14 protein-coding genes are annotated in these 19,481 nt (G+C 56.3%); 9 read left to right on the forward strand and 5 right to left on the reverse strand.

Translation table 11 applies throughout. The features are described from left to right. Positions 1–44 precede the first annotated feature (44 nt). The 4 genes from ACYJ11_RS18190 (at position 45) to ACYJ11_RS18205 (ending at position 3,853) form a co-directional block, all read left to right on the forward strand. Positions 45–941, forward strand: coding sequence for a DUF106 domain-containing protein (locus tag ACYJ11_RS18190; RefSeq protein WP_461648867.1), 897 nt, complete (start codon positions 45–47; stop codon positions 939–941). Between the two features lie 82 nt (positions 942–1,023). Then, positions 1,024–1,701, forward strand: a complete 678-nt coding sequence (locus ACYJ11_RS18195) for a hypothetical protein (protein WP_461648868.1) — start codon at positions 1,024–1,026, stop codon at positions 1,699–1,701. 190 nt (positions 1,702–1,891) lie between these two features. Then, positions 1,892–3,361, forward strand: coding sequence for a preprotein translocase subunit SecY (gene secY / locus ACYJ11_RS18200; RefSeq protein WP_461648869.1), 1,470 nt, complete (start codon positions 1,892–1,894; stop codon positions 3,359–3,361). 138 nt (positions 3,362–3,499) lie between these two features. Continuing rightward, positions 3,500–3,853: a hypothetical protein gene (locus tag ACYJ11_RS18205; protein WP_188979756.1), complete on the forward strand. Its 354-nt coding sequence runs from the start codon at positions 3,500–3,502 to the stop codon at positions 3,851–3,853. A gap of 1 nt (position 3,854) precedes the next feature. On the opposite strand, the gene ACYJ11_RS18210 is transcribed toward ACYJ11_RS18205, so the two are convergent. After that, positions 3,855–4,532 carry a halocyanin domain-containing protein gene (locus ACYJ11_RS18210; protein WP_461648870.1) on the reverse strand — a complete coding sequence of 226 codons (678 nt, stop codon included), beginning with the start codon at positions 4,530–4,532 and terminating at the stop codon, positions 3,855–3,857. Between the two features lie 60 nt (positions 4,533–4,592). Next, complete coding sequence (locus ACYJ11_RS18215) at positions 4,593–7,004, reverse strand: amino acid permease (RefSeq protein ID WP_461648871.1); 2,412 nt, start codon at positions 7,002–7,004, stop codon at positions 4,593–4,595. Positions 7,005–7,389: 385 nt separating this feature from the next. On the opposite strand from ACYJ11_RS18215, the gene ACYJ11_RS18220 reads away from it, so the two are divergent. After that, on the forward strand, positions 7,390–8,550 hold the full coding sequence (locus tag ACYJ11_RS18220) for a universal stress protein (RefSeq protein ID WP_461648872.1): 1,161 nt from the start codon (positions 7,390–7,392) through the stop codon (positions 8,548–8,550). A gap of 857 nt (positions 8,551–9,407) precedes the next feature. Here ACYJ11_RS18220 and ACYJ11_RS18225 read toward each other — a convergent pair. Continuing rightward, a complete protein-coding gene (locus tag ACYJ11_RS18225) occupies positions 9,408–10,508 on the reverse strand; it encodes an ABC transporter substrate-binding protein (protein ID WP_461648873.1) in 1,101 nt (366 codons plus the stop codon). Positions 10,509–10,566: 58 nt separating this feature from the next. Further along, positions 10,567–11,757, reverse strand: a complete 1,191-nt coding sequence (locus tag ACYJ11_RS18230) for an MFS transporter (RefSeq protein WP_461648874.1) — start codon at positions 11,755–11,757, stop codon at positions 10,567–10,569. An 89-nt stretch (positions 11,758–11,846) separates the two neighbouring features. Between ACYJ11_RS18230 and ACYJ11_RS18235 the strand changes: the two genes are divergently transcribed. The 4 genes from ACYJ11_RS18235 to ACYJ11_RS18250 all read left to right on the forward strand — a co-directional run bounded on the left by ACYJ11_RS18235 (position 11,847) and on the right by ACYJ11_RS18250 (position 18,868). Continuing rightward, positions 11,847–13,934 (forward strand): IucA/IucC family protein, encoded by a 2,088-nt coding sequence (locus ACYJ11_RS18235; RefSeq protein WP_461648875.1) that lies wholly within the window; start codon positions 11,847–11,849, stop codon positions 13,932–13,934. Positions 13,935–14,134: 200 nt separating this feature from the next. Then, entirely contained in the window at positions 14,135–15,970 is a 1,836-nt protein-coding gene (locus ACYJ11_RS18240) for an IucA/IucC family protein (protein ID WP_461648876.1), read from the forward strand. A gap of 341 nt (positions 15,971–16,311) precedes the next feature. Beyond that, positions 16,312–16,740, forward strand: a complete 429-nt coding sequence (locus ACYJ11_RS18245) for a hypothetical protein (RefSeq protein WP_461648877.1) — start codon at positions 16,312–16,314, stop codon at positions 16,738–16,740. A 937-nt stretch (positions 16,741–17,677) separates the two neighbouring features. Then, on the forward strand, positions 17,678–18,868 hold the full coding sequence (locus ACYJ11_RS18250; RefSeq protein WP_461648878.1) for a glycosyltransferase family 87 protein: 1,191 nt from the start codon (positions 17,678–17,680) through the stop codon (positions 18,866–18,868). Positions 18,869–18,990: 122 nt separating this feature from the next. On the opposite strand, the gene ACYJ11_RS18255 is transcribed toward ACYJ11_RS18250, so the two are convergent. Continuing rightward, positions 18,991–19,245: a hypothetical protein gene (locus ACYJ11_RS18255; RefSeq protein WP_461648879.1), complete on the reverse strand. Its 255-nt coding sequence runs from the start codon at positions 19,243–19,245 to the stop codon at positions 18,991–18,993. Positions 19,246–19,481: the final 236 nt, after the last annotated feature.

Genomic DNA, 19,481 nt, shown 5'->3' on the forward strand with positions numbered 1-19,481 from the left:
ACAGAAGAATTGATAACGGTTCAGTTTTAGAATTACCTGTTGGAATGCCAGACAAACCGATACCATCGGTTATAGAAGAACCAGCGATGCGTGACGCTCTCGCTACGGTGGTCGAGCACAGTGACAACGGAAACGAACCGCTCCAGTGGAACGACGTGAGTGGTTCGCTGTCCAGTGAGGAGTGGGGGCGGCTCGTACGGGAGGAGGTGCTTGTCAGTGACGGCACTGGATTTACCTTGGCGAATCCAGAGCGGGTGCGGGAGGCACTGCAACCGGACGAACCCCTGGACACAACGACGGACACGGACGGAATCGAGGCTGAATCGTGGGCCTGGTATGACAAGACAGCAGGGCTGGCGGCCCTCTCACTCTTTGCAGGGTACTGGAGCACCGGTATCAGGAATACCATCGCATCGTACGATGATCTCCTTCTTGCCCCGATCACGGATGCGCTCCCGTTTTTCGCCGTCATCATATTGCTCGCACTCGTCACCGGACTGTATTCGACCGTACTGCAGTCACGGCTGAGAGACACCGAGACGATACAGGCGTATCAGGAGCGGATGAACGAATTGAAAGAACGCAAGGAGGCGGCGAAAGAGCGCGGGGACGATGAAACACTCGAGGAACTACAGGAGGAACAACTGGAAGCCGCTGGCGACCAGCTCGGGATGTTCAAACTACAGTTCCGGCCGATGGTGTGGATCATGCTCTTGACCATTCCGGTGTTCCTTTGGCTCCGGTGGAAAGTCCGTGGCGGGCATCTCAGTGGGACCGAAGCCGGGTTGATCGTACCACTCGCCGGTGCCGTCGGCTGGCAAGAGCCGTTGTTCGGACCCATGAAAACATGGATTGTCTGGTACTTTCTCTGTTCGATGGTATCGCGGCAGCTCATCCAGAAGACCCTCGATATTCGACCGTCCGCCTCGCCGTCGGACTGACAGGCCCTAAGTGATTGTTACTTGGCCCCCGAAAGAGTAAAGACGAAACTGATTAGCGACACGGCGATAGGATGTCGAGTGAATGCCGTCGTCACGCTCGCGTCTCAAGTCACCGGTATCGCTAGTCGTCTTCAGCATCGGCGTCTGTTTCCTTGTACTGGGAGCGCTGGGGGCACTGGCCGACACTCACCCGGCGATCGGTGTCTCAGGGTGGGGACTGTATGCCGATAGGAATCTGGAGGTCATCGGGGTGCTTACCGGCGGTGTCGCACTCCTCGGGGAGTCAGTCCTCATACCGGCGGGCTGTGATACCCCGCCAACACTCGATTGCCAGACAGTGTACATGACCGAGCCATTGCAGGAGATGCTTCTTTCGCTTGCCGCGGAAGCGGAGCCGGACACGGTGTCGTTCGGCCTTGCGGTCACGCCGGCGGGAGAACTCGAAGCTGGTATCGACGCCCCTGACCAGGCCCCGGTCTTTTCAGACGTCTACCTGCCCGAAGCGCCGAACTCGGTCAGTTCCGTATTCGGCATTGACCTGTCGACCCCACCACAGCGGACGCAGGGTCGGTTCATCTCACACCCACGCTCTGGGCTCGAGGTGACCAAACGCGATGACCTGCACGAAGTCGTCTTTGTGGCTGTGCCACCCTGGGACGATGCATCTATCGCGGCGTTTGATCGGGCAGGCCGGCGCCACCGTCTCGAAACGGTGGACGCTACGGCGAACCCGGACGTTCCTGAACCAGTAAACATTTGAAAGGCCACACAAGAGATAGCGACAACCACCGCGTCAGCAGTATCATCGGCAGCGCTACGTAGAGTGGCAGCGGTAGAGCTGTCTGTGACCTGTTCTGGCGTGGGGGTCTCACAAGCATGACGCATATGATTCGTTGTCGGTACAGCTGTCAGTATGGTATCGTTACTTGGCCGTGCGCTGGAGGACAGCGATGAGCTGGAAAGACACTGCAGAACCCGTGCTGGTCCGGATGCCAGCCGTCCGCAAGCCGGACCGACACATCCCGTTCAAACGGAAACTGGCGTGGACGGCAGGCGTGCTGGTCCTCTATTTTTTCCTGACGAACGTGATGCTGTTCGGGCTTGATATCACCCGTGATCAGGCCGTGTTCGGTCGCTTTAGCTCGATACTTGCGTCCGGCCAGGGGTCAGTGCTACAGCTCGGCATCGGGCCCATCGTCACGGCGAGTATCGTCTTGCAGCTGCTGGGTGGGGCCAATCTCCTTGGACTCGATACACAGAACGACCCACGCGACCAGATACTCTATCAGGGCCTTCAGAAGCTGCTGGTGCTTGTGATGATCTGTCTGACCGGCTTGCCGATGGTGTTTGCAGGGAATTTCCTGCCCGTTGATACCCAGGTGGCCCAGTCGCTCGGTGTTGGAACCGCCGGTGTCCAGTGGCTCATCTTCGCACAGATGTTCGTCGGTGGATTGCTCATTCTTCTCATGGACGAAGTGATATCCAAGTGGGGGGTCGGCTCCGGTATCGGCCTGTTTATCGTCGCCGGCATCAGTCAGCGACTCGTCGGTGGGTTGCTTACACATCCGGTTATCGGCGGCCAACAGTACGGTATCATCCTGACCTGGATACGGATAGCAACCGGTGACGTCCCTATCGGCCCCGTATTCAGTTCCGACGGCCTTCAGGCACTCCTGTTCACACAGGGCCATTTACTCCAACTCTTTACGACGCTCCTCATCTTTGCTATCGTCGTCTACGCCGAATCCGTGCGTGTGGAGATCCCACTCTCGAACGCGAGAGTAAAGGGTGCGAGAGGTCGGTTCCCGGTGAAACTCATTTACGCGAGCGTCCTCCCGATGATATTCGTCCGCGCCATACAGGCGAACATTCAGTTCCTGGGCCGTATTTTGCGGGCGCAACTGGAGAGTATGCCAGCGTGGCTCGGTGTCTACGCGAACGGGCATCCCGTCGGGGGGCTGTTTTATTATCTTGCACCGATCCAATCACCGCGTGACTGGATGTGGTTCCTCGGCGAGGTCACCCAACCCGTCTGGAAAGTACTGCTTCGGATGGGCATCGACCTGACGTTTATGATCGTCGGTGGTGCCATCTTCGCCGTCTTCTGGGTCGAAACTGCCGATATGGGGCCTGAGTCGACGGCACAGCAGATCCATAGTTCCGGGATGCAGATACCCGGCTTCCGCCAGAACGTCGGCGTCATCGAGAAGGTTCTGGAACGGTATATCCCGCAAGTCACGGTTCTGGGAGGCGCGCTTGTCGGTCTGCTGGCGGTCATGGCGAACATGCTCGGTACCATCGGCGGTGTTGGGGGAACGAGCTTGCTGCTCACTGTCTCGATTACGTATAAACTGTACGAGGAGATTGCTGAAGAGCAACTCATGGAGATGCATCCGATGATGCGCCAACTGTTCGGGTGATTTTGCGGGGCAAGTGGCGCTCTCTGCGGGTTTTGAACTGCGCATAACATCAACGCTGCTCAGAAAACAACCACTGAGCCCCTGTTAATATGTTCCTGTTCCGGGAGTTATAGAAGCATCGAGTGCGTTTCCGTCTCTATGGAGGAAGAGAACACTCATCCAAAACCACCAGTTGATCTGTCCGATAACATTGTTTCTGTGTTACAAGATGCGTCTGTTCATGACTTACGGGAGAGTGTGATATATGCTCAGGAGCTACTCCAGCATAATCATGAACCGACCGAGCAAATAGAGCCATTACCGGGTGAAGAGATCGTCGAAATAAAAGGTGAAGGCAAGCGGTTCACGGTACTGAAACGCCAGCAGTGTGCGGATAATTGTCCCGACTGCCCACACGGGCCGTATGTTTACGAAGTTACACAAGAAAAACAACTGAACGGCGAGACACACTTTCACTGGGCGTTCATTGGCCCATATATTGCAAACGAATAGCTTAGTCGTTGCCGCCGCTGGTGTGCGGTGACTCGGCGTACTTGAGCTGGAAGAAGGCGAATATCAGTGAGAGGATCACGGCGAAACCTGCACCGAAACCAATGAAGTGTGGTTGTAACGGGACTCCCGCTTGATGGGGGTCTACTTCGACGGGGCCACCACCACCAACAGTTGTTGTTGGATACTCTTCGCCCACGACCACAGCGCCCTTCATCCCGAGGCCTTTGTGCGGGTCACAGTAGTACTTGTAGAGACCAGCCTCCTCGAACGTGTATTCGTAGTTGACGCCAGCACTCCCCGTTGGTGACCCTGAGTCAAGTGGGCCGTCGCCGTCCGAGACTACGTTGTGGCCACCACCCTCGCCCGTCCACTTGAACTTGACTGTCGTGCCCGTGTCGACGTGAATCGCAGGCGGGCCGAAGCCGAACGCGCCGCCGTTTGCCTGCACACCGACTTCGACCGTTGCCGACTTCTGCTCTGTCGCGTCGACGGTACTCGTTGGGTCACTGAAGTTTCCGACGTCACCGAACCACCCGCCGTAGTCCGGCACTGTGGTTGCTTCACTCCCACCGCCCTCACCGCCACCGTCCTCCTGCGCAGCTGCGGTTCCAGACATGCTAAGCGTGCTCAGAGCGGTCGCTGTACCTCCGGCTGTCTGGATGAACTGCCGTCTGTCCATCTCGTTTCAACCGTTATATGCACACCTGAACAAATCTACGGAAAAAGATATCTCGACTTGCTACCGGCGGTACCCGCGGAGCCACCGCGTCACGAACGATGTGATACCGAGGTCGCGTTTGGCCATGATAACCGTACTCTGTGCGCGCCGCCCGACGGTTTCGGGAATGGCTCCGACGACTAATTGCTGGAGCATACTCTCACGCGATGCGCCGATGACGGTCATGTCAACGTCGGCAGTGGCCTCGACGATGGAGCCGGCGACGTCATCACTCTCGATACGCCTCCGGGTCGTTTCAACGTCGTTCAGGATCGAGGCCGTCATTTCGAGCAGTCCCTCGCTGGCCTCGGCCGGCTCTCCGGAGTCGGCCACGGTCAGTATCTCTACCCGGGCATCGTTACCTCGTGCTACCGCCCGGGCCACCTCAGCGGCGAATTCCGCGTGGGGCCCACCTGCGGTGGGGACCAATATGTCGTCGACGGTTGGCTGGTCTCCGATTCGCTGGACAAGCACGTCACAGCCCGCCTGGGTAACCACTTGGTCGACGTTGCTCCCCAAGGCGACATCCCGCCGGCGGCCCTGGCCGCGCCATCCCATCAACACGACGTCGACATCGTTCTGCTCAACGGTGTTCAGGATCGCCGGGGCGACTTCGTGTCCGATTCGAATGGTCCCACTGACCGGGACATCGGGCCGCTCGTTCTCTGCGAACTCCAGCGCCGAATCAAGTACGGCACGTTCCTCCGAGACGAACTGACGGCCCTCCGACAGTGGTGTCTGCTGTGGGACTGTGACGACGCTCATCACTTCTATTTCCGCATTGCGGTCGGCTGCAACGTCGAACGCGGTCTCCATCAGCTGGTCGACACTCTCCGGATTGGCGATGGGGACGAGTAGCCGCTCCTCCTGTGCCGTTCGTTCTGGTGCAGGGGCTTGTTCTGCAACGACGGTCGGCGTCTCCTCTTCGAGTTTTTCTTGTTCTTTCCGCTGGGAGTAACCGTAATAGACTGCGAGTCCAAGCCCCATCCAGACCACCGTCGTTACCAGTGCGATGAAGCCGTGTGAATCTGGACCCAGACCGATCTTCAGGCCCAGCGCCGACAGCAGGAACGGCGTCAGGAGGAACTGCAGGACGATGCCGATAAGCGGCGGCCACGGCATATATGGAACTTCGTACGTGCGCGGCAGGTCCGGATGGGTCTTGCGCATCTTGATGACTGTCCAGTTGACCTGCACGAACAGGAGAATGAACATGATGTCCGCCGACGCGGCGACGGCCTCTATCGGCAGTGTGACCGCCATGACCGCGATGAGAACCGCTGAGAGGAAAATAGCGATGTGTGGGGTACGCTTGTCGTCGTGTATCCGTGAGAACATTTCAGGGAGTGCTCGGTCCCGCCCCATTGCAAACGAGACTCTGGACGACGAGTAGACCGTCGCATTGAGCGCGCTCATCGTTGCCGTCAGCCCAGCAACGAGGAGTAGCGGCACACCGAACGGGACAAACTGCCCAGCGGCCTCGATGATACCGAGTTCGCCGAGGTTTCCGAGGAGTTGCCACGTCGGTGCGTCGGCAGCGACCTCAGCCCGTTCGGCCAACTCCGGAACCACTTCGATACCACCCAATGCTGCGAAGGCGACGAGAATGTAAATCGGGACGACGATGGCGAGCGAGTAAAACACCGCCTTGGGGACGTTCTTGCCGGGGTTGACGACTTCCTCACCGGACTGGACGATAATCTCGTAGCCCTCGAAGGCGATGTAGGTAAAGCCCATCGCACCGATGATACCGATGGCACCGTTCGGTGCAAACCCCGGACTGCCGACGAACTTCTGTGGCCACTGTGGAGTGTTGACAGTGGCAAGGATGCCGAAGGCGACGAACACGGCGAGGATACTGACCTTGATCCCAGTCACGACGACACCGGCTTTCCCGGTTTCCTCAGCACCACGGTAGTTGATGAACGCGAATAGCGCCACCATTCCAACGGCCAGTACTTTCTCTAATAGCCCCGGTGTGAGAACGCCGAAGAGGACGAACTCGTGGGTGAGACTGGTGCCATACACGATGAACTCCGTCAGGAAGACGCCAAACGTGACGGCGTACAGCGAACAGGCCACCGCGTGAGCGAACCAGCTCATCCACCCGGCATAGAAGCCGTTCGGATCGACGAGTGCCTCTTTGACCCAAAGGTAGCCACCTCCAGCCTCTGGGAACGCGGCTCCAAGCTCCGCGTACGATACGGCGGTAAACAACGCGACAAACCCGTTGAGCAAGAAGGCGACGGTTAGCGCCGGGCCGGCCAATCCGGCGGCAAAGCCTGTCAGGGCGAACACGCCCGCACCGATCATCGCGCCCACGCCGATGAACGTGATATCGAACAGGCTCATGTCTCTCGACAGTTCCGTCTCGACGTCTTCGGACGAGTCTGCCGAAACTGATGTTTCTGTGCCGGCAGTGCTATCTGTCATCCTCTAGCCGTTCACCAAGGGTCATGACTAAACTTTCGCTTCGGAGCATCCCATAGAGGCGAAACACCTACACTGGATACTCTCGAAGTCCCACTGAGAGATGCCCCAGCCGTTACGACGACGTATCCTGAACGCAAAGCGGGAATTCCACCGTCGCAAGCGAACTCGGACTCGCGCGCTTCGCCGCTGGCTTGAGGATACTGAGAACCTGTTGCATATTTGTGTTCTTGTTATTGTCCCACTACTGATTGCGGCTGTCACCTGGTTCTCGAACATGTCCCCGGTGGTTTCGTTCCTGGTATACCCACCGCTCGCTTCGGGGACGTACACATTGTTTGCCGATCCTCATGGCCGATACTCGGATGCTCGCCGGTTTGTCGGTGGGATGACTGTCGGAGCAGTGAGTGGCTGGCTGGCGCTCGAACTTACTGCACAGTTCTGGTACACAGTGCCACCGACCCAGTTTCAGGTTCACTCCGGTGCAGCCGCACTCGGAATCTTTCTCACGGGAGCACTTACGTGGCTTTTGGATCTCGAAGTACCGACGGCCTATTCCTCAGCGCTTTTAGTCCTCGTAACGGGGTCCGAACAACTGAGGTATGTGGCTGGTATCTCAGTCGCAAGCGCGATCATTGCCGGCCTGTTCATCTTCTGGCGCCGAGAGTTCTACCGGGAGCGGGCACAGTATCTCTTCCAATCGACCAGCGGTAACGATCAGATTCTCGTCCCGATTCGAGGTGAGAACGCCACCTCGCTGGCACTTTTCGCCGGCCAAATAGCCGCGGCGCATGATGCGGGGAAGGTCGTCCTCATGGATTCCGTCACGACCGAAACGATCGACCAACTCGAAGCAGACCTCGCAACTAGCGAGTCCGAGACGGAACCGACCGAAAAAAGAGACCGACTCGCGGAGGATATGATCACGGAACAGTCATTATCCAGACTTGAACGGATACAGGAGTCGCTCACGTCGGCCGTCGACATCCCCTGTGAGTTCGTCGTAGCCGTCGAATCCGACGGGCCTGGTGAAACCGTTCTCCGGACCGCAGCCGACGAGAACTGTGATCTGGTCGTGGCACCGTACGAGGTCAACGAAGCGCAACCGACGAAATACGTGAGACAGATTCTAGGTGGACCGACCGATGTAATCGCATTCCGATCGGCTACTGGGATGACTGAGTGGCATCACGTTCTCGTCATGGTGCGGGCTGCAGGTCCGGTTGCGAACGCGATGCTCGAGTTCACCCAGCGACTCTGTCCGACGTATGGAACCATTAGCGTCTGTACTTGTATCGAAAAACGTGCTAGTCGAAGAAATGCCGAGATAATGCTCGAAAACCTTGAACAGCCATTCGACAGGCCCGTCGAAACGCGGGTCGCGCACGACTCTGTTGAGCACTTTCTCGAACGCAACGCTACCAATTATGACCTTGTCGTACTCGGAGCGAGCACTGATCGGAGTACGTTTTCGCGCTTGCTCTCAGAGCCGACACACGAGTCGCTCCGTGACCTCGACTGTGACCTGGCCGTCGTCCACCAGGGTTGATTGTCCGCCGTGAAAGGAAAGAGCGGACGAGAACCGTACTACCAAAGGACACGAGCTGTACGACTCCCGTCGTTTAGAACCGCTCTCGCGGTCAGCGGCGTATCGAGTTGCCGCATTGGTAAATTAGAATGACAACCACTTAGTGATTGTTACTCGATGAGCGGTATAATGATTCTTGAAGTGAGAAGCGTAAACAGGCTCAGGACGCTCGGACGTATCTTATATCGGCAAACAGTGATTTGATCTACGCCCTGCGCATGCCGAGCAGGGCAATCTATCCGCTTCACGTTCGAACTCATCGGTCTCGGGACAATCACCGTCGGCCACCCCGCCCAGTCGTTTGTCGGTGGCGTCTTTTCTACAGGGATACTCGAATCGATTGATAGAACTACGCTATTTTAGTCTGCTTCGAGGAATTCTAGCCACTGCCTTACGAATACACTATCACCTAGGGGAGAAATGATGCTATAAAGGACGGAACGTTTATGTTAATCTCCACATCTACGATTATATATCCTCGTCGCGTTCGTGACGAGAACGGTCTTATCTCCTGAGCAGATCTCTAGTCCAAGGAGACCGTACTCGCTGTTGCGGCGAGCTGGCCCTTTACAATCAGAAAATTTGTACTCTTCCTCATACTCAAATCTGTTCTGAGTGACTCTCCAATCAAATATCAAAACTTGGTAACTTACATTATTTCTATCGCTATTCTCCAGAAATAGAAAGACGGCGTCGGGGTTGCCGAGTCGAAACGGTGGCCCAGCTAAACTGTTGCCCGTACGCTCCCATCTCAGTAGTATCGGACATGGACGAAGCCGTCGATGGTCGGTTCCATATCGGACGGCCCTTTCAGTCAGTTAGCCATCGCCGTTGATGATATCCGCGACCCTTTGCCGGTCGAACAGCGTCTCATCGGAGAACACGTCAGAGTAGATCCGCTGGGCCGCGACTTCGGTCTGGAAGAGGTTGATGATCGGTCCCTGATCGAGGTATCCGCCGCGGTAGACCGCGTCGTTCTGGACGGCGGTCAGTTCGCTGGCGACAGGGTTGTTCCGCATCGGCTCTACGATGGACTCCTCGAACGTCGACTGATCCTTTTCCACCTGCCCACGGACCAGCAGGACATCCGGGTCGATATCCAGCAGCGTCTCGAAATCCACTTTGAGGCTCGTGTTGCCGGAGTAGTGTCCTACGTCGGTCCCTTCGAAAGCGTCCCGGAGCCGCAGATCGCGCCAGTGTTTCTTTCCGACACCACCGTCGTACAGCTGGTAGGGGTAGAACGTCTCCGGCGTTTCGTCTGCGGGGTAGATTAGTGCGGCCTCCGGTGTCGTTTCGGGCAGTTGTTCCCGAAGGTCTGTCAGGAACTCCTCGTGGAACGACGCGAACTGCTGGTAGCGCTGCTCGCGGCCGAAGACCTGTGCAATCTTTTCGAAGGCCTCGTACAGTGAGTAGTACGGGTAGTCGTGCCAGTCGTCGCTGCGCCGCCGGATGAAGTTCCCGAAGAAGGGCCCGATGTTCTCTTTGACCTCTTGGATGTCTCGGTCGTTCCAGTCGTACCAGTTGAGAAGTTGGTTTGGTTCCATGAAGTGGACGTCGGCATCCATCTCGTAGAACAACTCTTTATCCACGCCGTCCTGATAGAGGGTCGTCACCGCATCTGGATCGTACTCGACACCGGGGAGCTCCTCGTAATACTCGGTGGCATACCGGTACGGCAACTGTATTCCAAGTGTCTGGCCCGCGTTGAGGGCCATCCCCATGTCAGCGTAACTCGGTAGCAGTGCCACCCAATCTTCGGGTGGCCCCTCGAAGGTCACGGGTCCCATTGGCTCCATCGAAACAGTGTAAGAGCTGCTACTTTCGGTTACTGACTCACTTTCACCGCTTCCGTTGCTACAGCCCGCCAACAGTCCGGTCGCTGAAACGATACCACTCGTAATATAGGTTCGTCTCCGCATCGTGTTTTAGGCTAGCCTAAAAGTATAAAAGCCTATTGGAATGTACGTTTGATTAACATCAATCTGCACCAGAGATGGCCTCCTTCGGTGCATGGCTGGCATCAAGCGAGGCCGCAACAACGGTAGTCCCGACAACCACGGCGGCGGTCGCATAGAAGACGGCATTCACCGAGACAATATCGTGGAGGGTCCCTGCTATGATTGGTGCTAGAACGGAGCCGGGCTTCCAGAGGAGACTCCGTAGCGACAGGGAGGTAACAGCCCGAGAGGCCGTCCCTGCCTCGGTGAATAAGGCGACGCTTGCAGGCACCCGACAGGCGTCGGCGAGTCCGAACAGAAATGCACAGGCAGTGAGGGCTGTGACTGACTGGGCGAACGGAATGACTAATGCAGCGGTGGCATAACTGAGCGCAGCGGCACCGAGTAGTGGCCGCCGGCCGACCCGGTCGGCCAGTGCGCCGGCATATCCTTGGCAGATAGTCCGTGCTACCCTGGGAGCGGTGAGGATGATACCGACCGACAACGGTGATACCGACACTGCAAGGTAGGCGTAAATAGGGAGATATACTCTGACGGCAGTCTTGGCGAAGCTGAAACCGACGCGAAAAGCAGCGACTCCGTGTATCGCAGGGTGGCCAATGAGTCGTCGGTAGGCAGCGGGGCCTCCAGCGGGATCGAAGTCATCGACGCCGAGGTCGGTTCTAGTCAACGCCCAGGCGCTGACCAGACTCACCCCAGCGAGTAGGATATAGCCGGGGGCAAACCCTGCAATCTCGTAAATCGCCCCCGCACTTGCAGTACCGAGGCCACCGGCGAGTGCACCGATTTGGTTGAACACACCTACCTGTCGGCCACGGTCGTCTGCTACGGCCCGGCCTGAGACCGCAGCAGTCCCAAGCACGAACAGCACGCTGATCGTAGCGCCTTGAGCAACCCGTGCCGCGATCAACGTCAGTTCATCGGTAACAAATACGAACCCGAGGTAAATTGCCACACTCGCACATGCGGCCCCTACAAGCAGGCGTTTTATTTCGTCGCCGCTCACCCACGCCCCCAGTGCTACCGTTGTCACGGTTTGTGAGACCGCGAAACCCGTGGTGAACATCCCGATCCAGAGTCCAGTCGCATCGAATGCTGCCGCGTAGAACGACAGATAGGTTGCTGTTAGCGCGTATCCATAAGCACGAATAACTGATGTTGCTGACAGCGCCGCAAACGCAGGGCTAGGTCGACGGGTGAGTAGCGGCATACCTACTCTCTTGTCTACTGAGTGTTATTATATTAGGTATACCTAAAAATGAAAACCCTTATTTTAGGTTAGCCTAGAAGTCTGCTCTGATGACACGATTGTTGAGCGGTGGAGCAGTCGAGGAGCAGCCTCCGGTGGGACACGGAGAATTGACCGACCACGAGCGAACGGGGCTCGCGAGCGCATTCCGATACGCACGCCGCCACGATTTAGCCTCGCCACCGGATGAGGCATATCGACGTGCGGTCACCGCTGCACGGTGGGGAATACTTGCCCGATTGGTTGGGGGACTCGCTCGCGACCGCCCAGATCCACTTCCGGACCCGCACGTCGTCGACGCGACAGATCTTGAGTTACCGGATAACAGCAACGATCCACTCGCATCACTCGATAGTGACTCTCTTAAAGCCCGACTTCCCGATATCGAAAGCGCAGATAGTACTCTCCTCCTCCCATTTCCTGCCTCGGAGGCTGTTATCGCAGTACCAGTCGCTGAGATTCGAGCCTTTGAGCGATACGAGTTCGTCTCACCGGCTATAAACTGTCAAATAGAGGCGACGGAGCCAATCGGGTCACCGGAATCACTCGTGGGCTTTCTTGAACGCGAACAGGTATTCGATGACCCCAGCGCGCCCGAACGGTTCCGGAAGGAGCTCGGGGAAAGCGTGGCGAACCTTGCGCTTGCGCAGCTGGCTCGGCGGGTCCAGTGGTCAGATCGGTCGACAGCACCAACACCGACTGAGTCGAGTGATTTACAGAAGACGGACGCCTCCGCATCATTTGACGGATTGGTTATTGGGGGACACCCCCTCCATCCTGGAGCGAAGATCAGGCACGGGATGTCACCGACGGAGACGTTTTCGTTTGCTCCGGAATTCGCTAACTCGATTCCATTGCGGTTCGCAGCGATCCACTGTGACCGTGCCTTGGAGCAGTACTGCAATGGACAGTCGCTGACTGATCGTCTCTATGCGACTTTCCCCGGGCTTCGGAGCGCCGTTGAGACGGCCCTCCCGTCAGGGCGATCTGTCACAGAATACGCCGTCGTGCCCGTCCACCCGTGGCAGTTCCGGCACGTCTTGCCTGAGCGTTACACCGAAGAGCGGGCGGTGGGGACTGTCGTCCCAGTTCCATCGTATACGGTCCCCGCAACCCCGTTGCTATCTCTCCGGACAGTCGTTCCGTCACCAGAGGCGACAACAACCGACCGGCCGCCACATCTCAAGCTCGCCATCGGTGTCCAGATGACCAACGCAGTCCGGACCCTGTCGCCGCATGCTGTGACGAACGGACCACAGTTGAGCGGGAGATTGGCTACAATATGTGAATCCCTGTCTGTCGAGGGATTTGGCGTACTGGCTGAGCCGGCCGCGACCTGCTATCATCCGCCAGACGGGCCTCATCTCGAGGGATCGGACTACGACGATGCTCGCCACCTTTCAGCGCTCGCTCGTCAGCATCCCGCAACTCATCCTATTGTCAAGGAGAGCCAGCATACGGTGACGGCGGCAAGTCTCCTGTCACGGTCTCCCTCTGGGTATCAGTCAGTACTTAGTGCCACGATCGACGTTTTCGCGGAGCGTCTGTCGGCCACTGATCGATCAACTGTCGTTGAGTCGTTCCTTGCGGCGTATCTCGATGCGGTCATTCCCGGTCCTCTCTCGCTCCTCGTTGACCACGGAATCGCGCTTGAGGCCCACCTCCAGAATACGTACATAGTGTTTGATGAGGGTCAGCCGACGGGTGCACTCGTCGGTGACTTCGGCGGCATTCGTATCCACGAAGGTCGTTTCGGCGGAGCTGACCTATCACCGTATCCTGAATCCGATGTGATCACCACCGACGCAGGCACGGCTCGTGAGAAGCTCTGGTACGCGCTGTTCCAGAACCACATCGGTGAACTGATCGGACGGCTCACTGTGACTGAACCAATTACGGCCACAGATTGTTGGGACTTGGTCAGGCAGCGCTGTGAAGAGACGCTCGACGCGCTTGCAAGCAGTGATACAGTGCCGGATGGACGTGTGTCTACCGACCGCTCGTCGCTGTTTGATGATCGGATGGTCCACAAGGCGCTGACGGCGATGCGACTCCGAGACGCTGTCCACGACTACAGCCGAACAACCGTCTCTAATCCCCTTGCAGCCCGCGGTCGTTCAGGGATGTGGGGGAAGTGAGAATGTCGGTATTCGATCCTGCCGACGGCAGACGCCTCAATCTATCTGAAGCTGAACGTCGTCTCGCGAATGCCGTTCCGCTACTTGCACAGGGTGATGGGAGATGTCTGTTCGACAGCTACAGTGCGGCGATCCGACCCGCGCGGCGGGCGATACTACACCGCCTACTCGCTGGGGTGGTTCGTGAGAACATAGGTGGTTTGGCAGAAGAGGCAACGACGTTCCCTCTGTCCGAGCCTGACCAGTCAACTGTCGTCCCACCCGGTTTGTCGGCCCCAACGGTTGCCGACCGACTCCGACCACTCCCACCCACCGCCGAGCGCGCACTTGTACTGCCGCTCCCGTCGATAGACACAACCCTCGCAGTACCTATCGAGGCGATGCGGGCGTACCGCCGGCCCGATCCAGTAGGTGACGTGGTTCGATGTGACGTGGACACAACACGCCGGCTCATGCGGCCCAAGACCGTGCTGCAGACATTGTGGACGGCGGGCCGACTTAATGACGCAACCCATGATGACATCGAGCGACTGGCCGAGGAGTTCGCCGACAGCGCCGCGAACCTCGCATTGTCGTACACACAACGAAACCAACGTGAATTGTCGGTCCGCCAGCAGGCCTCTGACGCTGATTGGGACTCCGATACTGCGTTCTTGCGTGCAGCAACTGATCCCCTTTTGCGCTCGGAACGCTTGATAACCGAGGGCCATCCACTCCATCCGGGGGCGAAACTTCGACGAGGATTTTGCTCGTCGGAAGTCGTTTCGTACGCTTCAGAATACGATGGTGTTCCTGAGATCCGGTTCGTAGCAGTCACAAACGAATACTCAAGCGGTGCAACTACTGAGGGCGGCCTCACGCTTTCAGAACGGCTCTACGAGTTAGTCCCAGGTCTTCGTGATGCTGTCGCTGACGCGGTAACAGATGCTGGGCACGACCCCGAATCGATGACAGTTCTCCCGGTCCACCCCTGGCAATACCGCCACGAACTCCCGGAACGGTACGGTCGCGAGCTCGACCGTGGTGTGATAGTTGCTATCCCAGATTGCGCTCTGCCTGCAGCGGCGACCGTCTCACTTCGGACGCTCGTTCCACAGGGAACCAAACGCTCTACACCTCCCCATCTGAAGCTCTCGCTTGGTATCCAGACGACGTCTTCCATTCGGACAATTACGCCACAGACAGTTCACAACGGTCCACAGATCACTGACGTTCTCGATAGGGTGTTAGATGATGGTCAGTTCAAATCGCTCCGTGGACTGCCTGAAACCGCCGGGGCGTGCTTCCACGACCCCGGCGGTCCACACACTGATGGCCAGAGCCACGACCGGGCCAAACACCTCTCGGCGCTGGTGCGTCACAATCCCCTCAAGTATGTCGATGACGGGAAACTTCCGGTGACGGGAGCAGCGCTGCTGGCCCGTGGTCCGCTTGAAGACCGGCCGCTAATCGATGTCCTAGCTCCAGACGGCGGGCCTGACATGACGGCGTCCTTCCTTCGAAGATATGCTGAAACGATCGTTCCAGATGCGCTTCGATTGCTGGTGGCCTATGGTATCGGATTGGAAGCACACCTCCAGAACTGTATTATCGCCTTCGATGATGGCTTCCCCGATGAAGTGTTTATCCGCGATTATGGTGGCCTCCGAATCTGTCGGGATCGCCTCGCTGCGGCGTCTCACAGCATCAGCCTATACCCGGGATCAGTAACAGTCTCGGATGAGATGAAACCGGCCTACGACAAACTGACCTATGCGCTCTTTCAGAACCACCTCGCGGAAGTCATCCGTTTCCTTGTCCGGCAAGGCACCATCTCGGAGTCACGCTGCTGGGAGATCGTCTCTGCCGTTGTCGGTGAAACGCTTGAGAATCTGCGTTATGATGGTATTCCGGCGACCTGGATTGATGATGCGGCAGAAGTCTTGTTCGAGTCGACGTGGGAATACAAGTGTCTGACCCGAATGCGTCTCACTGATAAGTCCCACAGCTATGTCCATGAATCGGTTCCGAATCCGTTGTCGCGGTCATCGGAGTAGCTTAGATTGGTTTCAGCTGCCAAGTCCTCGACATCAGGGTATAAGCTGCCAGTAGTGGTCAAGTTAGGCAATGTCGAACCGCCATCACTAGCCGTGACCGAATGCTTGTCATCACATGCACCGGCTTGGGGGCTAATCGCCAGCAAAAGTGTTCAGGATGCTCCAATGTGATAGTCGAGCTGTGTGAATATGAGATACTCAAACATTTGCTCTCACACGTCTACGATCTCATCCTTGAAGTGAAAGCTATTCTTATTAATACAGTTAGAAGATTCAATGCAGGCTGTGTAGGGCTGGATTACAATCCAAAAAATTACACTTGTCGATAGCTATTGACTTCTGTGAGACAAATTCTAATTCTTGTTCTGGTTGGTTTGCTTGCAATAGCAGGCTGTGTTGATATGCTAAATGTAGACCAGCAAACTTCTGATGCAACCACATCGACTGAAGTGCTGGCTACAAGTTCTCCAGATAGCGACCCTATGGGATACCTACACATCACCGTTCCAGAAACAGTTCCTGAGAGTGTGGCGGTCATTAATCATGACCGAGTTGAATCCCAGATCATTTCTGAAGGGGTACACAACATCGGAAATTCGACCGAATATAGGCAAAATCTAACGGAACAACAATATAACCGAACGCGCCAGACACTTTCCAAATATACGTATCATTCGCCCAACGAACCTGATTTCTCTGCTGGATGGTTCATTGAATATGAAAATGAAACATACAATGTCAATGTAGTCGTGTATGGGGAACTTGTATAAGTTGGATGGTCTGAGAAGACTATTTCTCTTCTGCGTATCATATATTCAAGTAGAGTCTCTATTGGCTCAAACGGAGTAAAACGTGCCGAACAGTCGATGTCGAGCTCGGCACTCGTGTTCAACCGCTTTATTACATCAGACCTGACTGAGCCCAAGTTGCGGTAACATCACTTCCGTTCCTCTAACACCAGCTCTGCCAATCGATTTGGCTGTTCAGTACCCAATCGAAGTAGTACGTCGACCCAGCCAGCGCCGGCGACAGCGGTACTGGCGTCCTGCTTGCTGACTTGGCCGCCGAGACGACCCAGCGTCTTGAACTATCGCCCGGCGAGACGTGAATCGACACTGAACAAACGCTGTTGGACGCGGTGGCACGTGCCCTGCCGCTGCCGACGCTGCTGTCTGCTAACTGCAGGAACCGGAAGCGACCCATCTTTTCAGGAGTGTAGTGAGTAGTCGTAACACGAACGGAGCGACCACAGCGATTCCCCAGTTCACAACGGTGTGACGCTGAAAGTCAGATGGGCGTGGCGTGGTTCTCGTCACCCATTTGGGGTAGCGACAGTGTTCGAGTTGCCCCAGATATCAATATCAGACGGTCGGTGCGATAATCAAAACGTACCACCGGTGTGTCGGTCTTAGTTCAGATACGACTCGCTCTGTTGAAATCCTGTTTTCAGATAACTCTTCGCGTGAACCAGCTGTGAGATAGATGATACATATTGTTCAGCTAATTCAGTAAATTGTGTCTGGATGGAGAGAGATCTCAGTGTTGGCTACAACTCTGTAACAAAGACGGCGACATCATTCAGTGCGAGGACTGATACCCAGGGTAGCATCCCACTCATGTGTGGAACAGAAAACATATATCCGAACTGTCTCCACTACCTGTATCTTGCAAGGAAGGGGTTCAACAACGGCAGTCACCCGAGCACGTTTGGCACTCGGACTCGGGATCATCCTCGGGATTGCATATTTTGTATATCGGCTAACTATTACTCCCGATCAATTTGGAACTGATTTTGAAATCTATCGGGCCGCCGCTGCGGATCTCCATTCAGGGAAGGACATCTACGGTCGTTCCCCTGTCGGCGTCCCAAATCTCACATACCGATACCCAATCATACTGTTGGTCCCGTTCTCACTGTATCTCCTGGTTTCACCTGTTGCCGGTTTTGCTATCCATGTTGCCGGGACAATTCTGGTCAGCATCTTACTTGGACTCGCCATTGCGAAGGCAACTGAATCATACGGGGTGCAGCTGTCGAATTATGATCGTGTCCTGATTTGTGGGTTTATCACAATCAGTCCAATTAGCGCGCCCTCGTTGGTAACTGGTAATATCAATCACCACATCGCATTGGCGCTGGGAATCGGACTAATATGGCTGGAACAGGGTCGGCAACACCGCGCTGGTGTTGCTCTTGGATTCGCAGCACTTCCAAAGGTTTTCCCTGCTGCCATCGGATTCTGGTTAGTCTGGCGACGGAAGTGGTGTGCCAGTTTGGTTGCTATATTCACTGGTACTGGAGCGCTTGCCGCTGGTGCCGTACTTTTTGGTGTAACCCGTACGCAGAGCTATTTTGTTGAAGAACTTTTCCCACGGGGGACTGCGAACGCTGTTTCGGGTGGCCTCTCACCGTCAAGTCTATACGTCACACTTCAGCGCCCCATTTCGGTTATTTTCACCGACATAAGTGGGACGGCTCTGGCAGGACTCTCATTGATACTAGTCGCCCCAGTAGTGGCCTACGTATATCTACATAGTGACGGTCGTATTCAACGGCTCGTTGCGCTCCTCTCGACGCTGTGTGGAATTTTGCTAGTGATCCCCTCGTATACTATGTATTTTTCTCTCGTTTTTTATCCACTAATACCGCTATTATATCTTCTCTCAGGATGGCCCGGTAGGATCTTCACTGGGGGTGTGATTTTCATGCAACTCACGTTGAAACTCCATGATGCGACTATGCTAGTTCGCATGCTCAACTTACCTGTCTGGGGTACTGAAACGCTGGTCGTTAGCCTTCGAACCTTCTATACGCTATGCACGCCCGTCCTGTTGGGAACCGCTGCTGTTCTCATAGCTGGCATTTGGCAGGTCTACGCACAACATCCTGAAAAGTAGATAGCACAGTTTCCAGCATCGTTTCTATCGATTCAGCAGGTGGGGACACGTCGGGACGGTCTTTCCAGAGCCTGCTCTTGGTCGATAGCACTGAGTAGCGTCGCGACGTGGAACAGTCGTCGTTAGAACGCAGTATCGTCAACAGCAATCCCGTCGAAGCGGTCGATCTGTTTCTGGACCGACTGCCGGCAGTCCTCGATATATTCCGGAGCTGGGTCGGGTTCGTTCCGTGTCCGCCGGAGATATTCAAGTTCGATGGTTAGATGCTCGTATTCCGAGGTGTCGTGGCCGTCCCACCACGAAGAAAAATGGTGGTCCCTGACGAGGAGGTTCTCTTCGTCGTCCCAGCCGCGATAGTGATATCTGCATTGTTCCATTTACTTTGACTCTTGTGGTACAATAGAAACTCGTGTTCTAGTATGTGCGACATATGTCCCATGTGGTGCTTGAACACGGCGGATCCAAGACCGTCCATTTATATACTCCCCGCCCATCGGATGTAATGCGAAGGTCGCGCCGGGCAGCGTTCCCGGAACGACACCCCAACACCACCCCCGTGGTGGGTTGGGTCACTCGCTTAGAACGCGAGGCCATCGAGGCTTCGTGTTCGTGT

This window comes from Haloarcula sp. H-GB5 (genome assembly GCF_054850705.1).

Coding starts and splice junctions, on each gene's coding strand:
- ACYJ11_RS18235 (WP_461648875.1), top strand. CDS start 11,847: ATGACACGATTGTTGAGCGGTGGAGCAGTCGAGGAGCAGCCTCCGGTG.
- ACYJ11_RS18230 (WP_461648874.1), bottom strand. CDS start 11,757: ATGCCGCTACTCACCCGTCGACCTAGCCCTGCGTTTGCGGCGCTGTCA.
- ACYJ11_RS18255 (WP_461648879.1), bottom strand. CDS start 19,245: ATGGAACAATGCAGATATCACTATCGCGGCTGGGACGACGAAGAGAAC.
- ACYJ11_RS18210 (WP_461648870.1), bottom strand. CDS start 4,532: ATGGACAGACGGCAGTTCATCCAGACAGCCGGAGGTACAGCGACCGCT.
- ACYJ11_RS18205 (WP_188979756.1), top strand. CDS start 3,500: ATGGAGGAAGAGAACACTCATCCAAAACCACCAGTTGATCTGTCCGAT.
- ACYJ11_RS18195 (WP_461648868.1), top strand. CDS start 1,024: ATGCCGTCGTCACGCTCGCGTCTCAAGTCACCGGTATCGCTAGTCGTC.
- ACYJ11_RS18220 (WP_461648872.1), top strand. CDS start 7,390: ATGACTGTCGGAGCAGTGAGTGGCTGGCTGGCGCTCGAACTTACTGCA.
- secY (WP_461648869.1), top strand. CDS start 1,892: ATGAGCTGGAAAGACACTGCAGAACCCGTGCTGGTCCGGATGCCAGCC.
- ACYJ11_RS18190 (WP_461648867.1), top strand. CDS start 45: ATGCCAGACAAACCGATACCATCGGTTATAGAAGAACCAGCGATGCGT.
- ACYJ11_RS18215 (WP_461648871.1), bottom strand. CDS start 7,004: ATGACAGATAGCACTGCCGGCACAGAAACATCAGTTTCGGCAGACTCG.
- ACYJ11_RS18225 (WP_461648873.1), bottom strand. CDS start 10,508: ATGCGGAGACGAACCTATATTACGAGTGGTATCGTTTCAGCGACCGGA.